Origin of the sequence: Xanthomonas sp. SHU 308, from assembly GCF_000364645.1 — a bacterium.
Lineage (GTDB): Bacteria > Pseudomonadota > Gammaproteobacteria > Xanthomonadales > Xanthomonadaceae > Xanthomonas_A > Xanthomonas_A sontii.
On record NZ_AQOK01000224.1, the window covers coordinates 1 to 5,718 of the forward strand.

Here is a 5,718-nt window from a genome sequence, read left to right on the forward strand (position 1 = left end):
TGCTGCGGCAGGCGCCCGCGCGCGGCCAGCAACAACAGCGCGCCCAGCACCAGGCACAGGCCGGAGACCAGCAGGCAGGGCAGTGCGCCCAGCCCCAGCGGACCGGCTTCGGTATCCGGCAGCGAGGCGACCATGCGCAGGCCGCTGTCGCCGACCGGGCGCGACATCGCGTCGGCGCGATCGTGCAGCGCATTGTCGCCGGCGGCGATCACGTCGTAGCCGCCCTGGCGCAGGGCCAGATAGCCGGTGCCCGGCACCGATGCCTGCGCGACCGGGTCGGTCAGCAGCGCCAGTGGCAGGCGCAGGTACGCCACCCCGGCGTTGCCGCCCAGCGAGACCGGCGCGGCCAAGCCCAGCCGCGGGCCGCCGCCGTCGCGGATCACCGCGCTGGCGAGCTTGCCGGTCATCAGGGCCTTCTCCAGCAGCCCCAGGCGGCCGTAGCCGAAGTGCGCCACATCGGTGTAGCCGGGCTCCAGGTCGGCCGGCAGCACCTGCGCGTCCTCGGCCTGCGCCCAGTCCGCACGCAGCGCCTGGGCGGCGGCCGCGGCATCGCCGCGGCGCAGTGCCGCCTGCACGGCCGGCTGCTGCAGGCGTTCGGACAGACGTTTGCCCACGCCCGCCAGCGCCTGCTGGGTCTGTGTCACCGCGGCATCGCGCGCCTGCTCCAGGGTGGCGGCGGCCTGCTCGGCGCGCCATTGCTCGACCCCGCTCCAGCCGAACCAGACCACCAACAGCACCAGCAGCACCGTCAGCAGAGGCGCCACCTTGCGCAAACCCTGCGGCACTGGCCGCGCTTGTGTTGCCTCGCTCATGCAGACGATCCCCTGTCAGCGCACTCCGGTATGGCCGAATCCACCCGTTCCCCTGGCGCTGTCGGCGAAAGTATCCACCACCTGCAGGGCGACACGCACGACCGGCATCACCACCAGCTGCGCGATGCGGTCGCCGGGGGCGATGGTGAAGTCCTCGCGGCCGCGGTTCCAGACGCTGATCAGCAGCGGCCCCTGGTAGTCGGCGTCGATCAGGCCGGTGCCGTTGCCGAGCACGATGCCGTGGCGGTGGCCCAGGCCCGAGCGCGGCAGCACCACCGCGCACAGCTGCGGATCGGCGATGTAGATGGACAGGCCGCTGGGGATCAGCGCGGTGTCGCCCGGCGCCAGGGTCAGCGGCGCCTCGGTGGCCGCGCGCAGGTCGAGCCCGGCGCTGGCTTCGGTGGCGTATTCGGGCAGCGGCCAGCTGTCGCCGAAGCGCGGATCCAGCAGCTTCACCTGCAGCGGATAGGGCGTGGGAGTGCTCATGCGTGCAGCCTCTGCGCGATCAGGTCCAGCAGTTGTTCGGCCAGCTGCGTCTTGGAGACCGCCGGGAAGTCGCGTTCGCCATCCTGCCAATAGGCGGTGGCCGCGTTCTGGTCGCTCTCGAAGCCGTTGCCGGCCACCCCCACCCGGTTGGCCACGATCAGGTCCAGGTGCTTGTCGGCGAGTTTGCCACGGGCATAGCGCTCGATGTCGTGGGTCTCGGCGGCGAAGCCGACCACCAGCTTCAGCGCCTGGGTCTGCGCGGCGACCTCAGCCAGGATGTCCGGAGTGCGGGTCAATTCGAGGGTGAGCGTCTCGCCGCTCTTCTTGATCTTCTGCGCCGCCACCTGTTTTGGCGTGTAATCGGCGACCGCCGCGGTGCCGATGTAGATGTCCGCCGGCAGCGCGCCGAGCACCGCCTCGCGCATCTGCGCGGCCGAGCGCACATCGATGCGCTGCACGCCGTCGGGCGTAGACAAATGCACCGGGCCGCTGACCAGCACCACCTCGGCGCCTTGCCGGACCGCGGCCGCAGCCAGCGCATAGCCCATCTTGCCGCTGCTGCGGTTGCCCAGGTAGCGCACCGGATCCAGGTCTTCGTAGGTGGGGCCGGCACTGATCACCACGCGCAGGCCGCGCAGGGCGGCAGTGCCGGTGCCAGCGCCGGAACGCGCCGGGACGGCAGCCGCGGCCGGCTTGGCCGATGCGGCGCTCTGGTCGGTGCGCCCAACGAGCGCGGCGACGATCTGCTCCGGTTCGGCCAGGCGACCGGGGCCGGACTCGCCTTCGGCCAGCGGGCCATCGTTCGGGCCGACCACCTGTGCGCCGCGCGCGCGCAGGGTGGCGATGTTGGCCTGGGTGGCCGGGTGCAGCCACATGCGGTGGTTCATCGCCGGGCACACGGTGAGCGGTGCGGTGCTGGCCAGGCACAGCGTGCCCACCAGATCGTCGGCCAGCCCGTGCGCCAGGCGCGCCAGCAGGTCGGCAGTGGCCGGGGCCACCACCACCTGCTCGGCCCAGCGGGCCAGTTCCAGGTGACCCATCGCCTGCTCGGCGCCACTGTCCCACAGCGTGGTGCGGGTGAGATGGCCGGACAGCGCCTGGAAGCTCAGCGGGGTGACGAACTGCTGCGCGCCGGCGGTCATCGCCACCTGCACCTCGGCGCCGGCGTCGCGCAGGCGCCGCACCAGTTCCAGCGCCTTGTAGGCGGCGATTCCCCCGCCGACGCACAACAGCACACGTCGCCCCGGCAGGGGCCTCTCGAAAATCGCGGTCACGTCGGGAATGTCCTACCCATACAAGGACGATTAGCTTACCCGATGGTTTTTGGCGGCCTGATACCGTTGCGCCATGTCGGCCGGCACCCTGGCGATATGCACATCTCCGACTGGCCCTGCGAAGAACGTCCCCGGGAAAAACTGCTGGCACGCGGTCCCCGGGCCCTTTCCGACGCCGAACTGCTGGCGATCTTTCTCGGCTCCGGCCTGCCCGGCAGCGACGCGGTGCGCACTTCGCGCGACCTGCTGCAGCGGCACGGGCCGTTGCGCACGCTGCTGGACCGGTCGCCCGGCGACCTGGTACGCCTGCCCGGGCTGGGCCCGGCGCGCGCCTGCCAGCTGTCGGCGGCGCTGGAGCTGGGCCAGCGCCACCTGGCCGCGGAACTGCAGCGCGGCGACACCCTCAGCAATCCCATCACCGCCGGCCGCTACTTCGCGCAACGCTTGCGGGCGCGGCCGTACGAGGTGTTCGCCGCGCTGTTCCTGGACACCCGGCACCGCTGGCTGGCGTTCGAGGAGCTGTTCCAGGGCACGCTGGACGGCGCCGAGGTGCATCCGCGCGAGGTGGTGCGGCGTGCGCTCACGCTCAACGCCGCCGCGGTGATCATCGGCCACAACCACCCGTCCGGAAACCCGGAACCCTCGCCCGCCGACCGCGCCGTCACCGAGCGGCTGAAACAGGCGCTGGACCTGATCGACGTGCGCCTGCTCGACCACTTCATCGTCGGCGACGGCGTACCTGTCTCGATGGCCTCGCGCGGCTGGGCCTGAACCGAGGCGGCGGCCGGGCGTGCCATGTCGCGGGACGCCGATCCCGGCGAGGCCGGCTCCTGGCCATGCGGGCGGTCAGCCGGCCCAGGCCAGGGCGCAGGCGCGGGCGCGTGCTGGTCGCGGCGTCGCGGCTGAGGTCGGGCTGAACCCGGGACGGGCCGGGAGGCGGCGGGTCGGGTAAAATCGCCGGTTCCGCGCTTCAAGCAGAGATCTCGTGAAATCCCAACTCCGCGCCCTGATCGGTCAAGGCATCGAAGCCTTGCGCGCCAATGGCACCCTGCCGGCCGACACCCTGCCGCCGGACTTCGTGGTCGAGCGGCCCAAGACCCGCGAGCACGGCGACTTCGCCACCAACGCGGCGATGCTGCTGGCCAAGGCCGCGCGCACCAATCCGCGCGCCCTCGCCCAGCAACTGGTGGACGCGCTGCCGGCCAACGACGACGTCAGCAAGGTCGAGATCGCCGGCCCCGGCTTCATCAATTTCCATCTCGGTCCCGGCGCCTACCAGCGCGAGGTGCTGGCGGTGCTCAAGCAGGGCGAGGACTACGGCCGCAGCCTGGTCGGCAACGGCCGCACCGTGGGCGTGGAGTACGTCTCGGCCAACCCGACCGGGCCGCTGCACGTCGGCCACGGCCGCGCGGCGGCCATCGGCGACTGCCTGGCGCGCCTGCTCGAGGCCAACGGCTGGAATGCCAAGCGCGAGTTCTACTACAACGACGGCGGCAACCAGATCGAGAACCTGGCGCGCTCGGTGCAGGCGCGCGCTTTGGGCAAGACGCCCGACAGCCCCGACTGGCCGGAAGAAGGCTACCGCGGCGACTACATCCAGGACGTGGCCGACGCCTACATGGCCGGCGCTGCGGTCGACCTGGAAGGCCATGTGGTCACCGGCGCCAAGGATCCGCAGGACCTCGATGCGATCCGCCGCTTCGCCGTGGCCTATCTGCGCAACGAGCAGAACCACGACCTGGCCGCGTTCGGCGTGGATTTCGACATCTACTTCCTGGAAAGCTCGCTCTACCGCGACGGCAAGGTCGAGGAGGCGGTGCAGAAGCTGATCACCTCCGGCCATACCTACGAAGAGGGCGGCGCGCTGTGGCTGAAATCCACCGATTTCGGCGACGACAAGGACCGCGTGATGCGCAAGTCCGACGGCACCTACACCTACTTCGTGCCGGACGTGGCCTACCACCTGAGCAAGTGGCAGCGCGGCTACGTGCGCGCCATCACCGAACTGGGCGCCGACCACCACGGCTCGCTGGCGCGCGTGCGTGCCGGCCTGCAGGCGATGGACCTGGGCATCCCCAAGGGTTGGCCGGAGTACGTGCTGCACCAGATGGTCACGGTGATGCGCGGCGGCGAGGAAGTGAAGCTGTCCAAGCGCGCCGGCAGCTACCTGACCCTGCGCGACCTGATCGAGGAAGCCGGCCGCGACGCCACGCGCTGGTTCCTGATCGCGCGCAAGCCCGATTCCCAGCTCACCTTCGACATCGACCTGGCGCGCCAGCAGAGCAACGACAACCCGGTGTTCTACGTGCAGTACGCGCATGCCCGGGTGTGCAGCCTGCTGCGCCAGGCGCAGGAGAAGAAGCTGGGCTACGACCAGGCCGATGGCCAGGCGCAACTGAACCGGCTCAGCGACGCGACCTCGCTGGAACTGATGCAGGAACTCTCGCGCTACCCGGAAGTGGTGGAGAATGCGGGGCATGCGCGGGAGCCGCATCTGATCGCGCAATACCTGCGCGAACTGGCGACGGCCTTCCACACCTGGTACCACGGCACCCCGGTGCTGGTGGACGACGCCGGCGAACGCAACGCCAAGCTGACCCTGGCGGTGGCGGCGCAGCAGGTGCTGGCGAACGGTCTGAATCTCCTGGGCGTCTCGGCCCCGGAAAAAATGTGAGTGGAGAAGCGGTAAATGGCAGCACGACGCGGTAAGACCCAGGCCCGGCGCAACAGCGGCAACGGCACGCCCGGGTGGGTGTGGCTGATCGCCGGCGCGGCGATCGCCGCGGTGGTGTTCCTCGGCGCGCCAGGGCTGTTCAAGAAGGACGGCGACTTCCTGCGCGTGGGCGGCCCGCGCGCCAATCCGGATGCGCAACCGGCGCCGGTGGCCGATGCCGACGTCGATGCGGCCCCGGATCTGCCCAAGCCCGCCGCGAACGCGGCCGGCAGCACCAAGCCGGAAGCGAAGAAGGACGCGCAGACCCAGTACGACTTCTACACCCTGCTGCCCGGCAAGGAAGTGCAGATGTCCGACGCCGAACTGGCCGCCAGCGCGCGCGCCGAGGCCATTCGCCAGGCCAAGGCGCAGGCCGCTGCAGGCACGGCCGCCACCGGCACCACTCCGGCCGCGGTCGCCACCGCGCCGACCG

General features: G+C 71.1%; 4 protein-coding genes and 2 pseudogenes. 3 read left to right on the plus strand and 3 right to left on the minus strand.

The features are described 5' to 3' along the window. The 3 genes and pseudogenes from D588_RS0108365 to coaBC all read right to left on the minus strand — a co-directional run. Nucleotides 1–812, minus strand: a pseudogene (locus D588_RS0108365) (phosphomannomutase/phosphoglucomutase); the annotation flags it as partial. A gap of 15 nt (nucleotides 813–827) precedes the next feature. Then, a complete protein-coding gene (gene dut, locus D588_RS0108370; protein ID WP_017915644.1) occupies nucleotides 828–1,298 on the minus strand; it encodes a dUTP diphosphatase in 471 nt (156 codons plus the stop codon). Continuing rightward, on the minus strand, nucleotides 1,295–2,572 hold the full coding sequence (coaBC, locus tag D588_RS0108375) for a bifunctional phosphopantothenoylcysteine decarboxylase/phosphopantothenate--cysteine ligase CoaBC (RefSeq protein WP_193313915.1): 1,278 nt from the start codon (nucleotides 2,570–2,572) through the stop codon (nucleotides 1,295–1,297). The genes dut and coaBC overlap by 4 nt, the downstream gene beginning before the upstream one ends. A gap of 96 nt (nucleotides 2,573–2,668) precedes the next feature. Between coaBC and radC the strand changes: the two genes are divergently transcribed. From radC to D588_RS0108390, 3 genes and pseudogenes are all read left to right on the plus strand, one after another. Next, entirely contained in the window at nucleotides 2,669–3,343 is a 675-nt protein-coding gene (gene radC / locus D588_RS0108380; RefSeq protein WP_017907879.1) for a DNA repair protein RadC, read from the plus strand. Nucleotides 3,344–3,557: 214 nt separating this feature from the next. Beyond that, nucleotides 3,558–5,246 (plus strand): arginine--tRNA ligase, encoded by a 1,689-nt coding sequence (argS, locus tag D588_RS0108385; protein ID WP_017915645.1) that lies wholly within the window; start codon nucleotides 3,558–3,560, stop codon nucleotides 5,244–5,246. A gap of 15 nt (nucleotides 5,247–5,261) precedes the next feature. After that, nucleotides 5,262–5,718 (plus strand): annotated as a pseudogene (locus D588_RS0108390) (sporulation protein); the annotation flags it as partial.

Excerpts from the sequence above, each read along its gene's own strand:
- dut (WP_017915644.1), bottom strand. The coding sequence starts at position 1,298 with ATGAGCACTCCCACGCCCTATCCGCTGCAGGTGAAGCTGCTGGATCCG.
- radC (WP_017907879.1), top strand. The coding sequence starts at position 2,669 with ATGCACATCTCCGACTGGCCCTGCGAAGAACGTCCCCGGGAAAAACTG.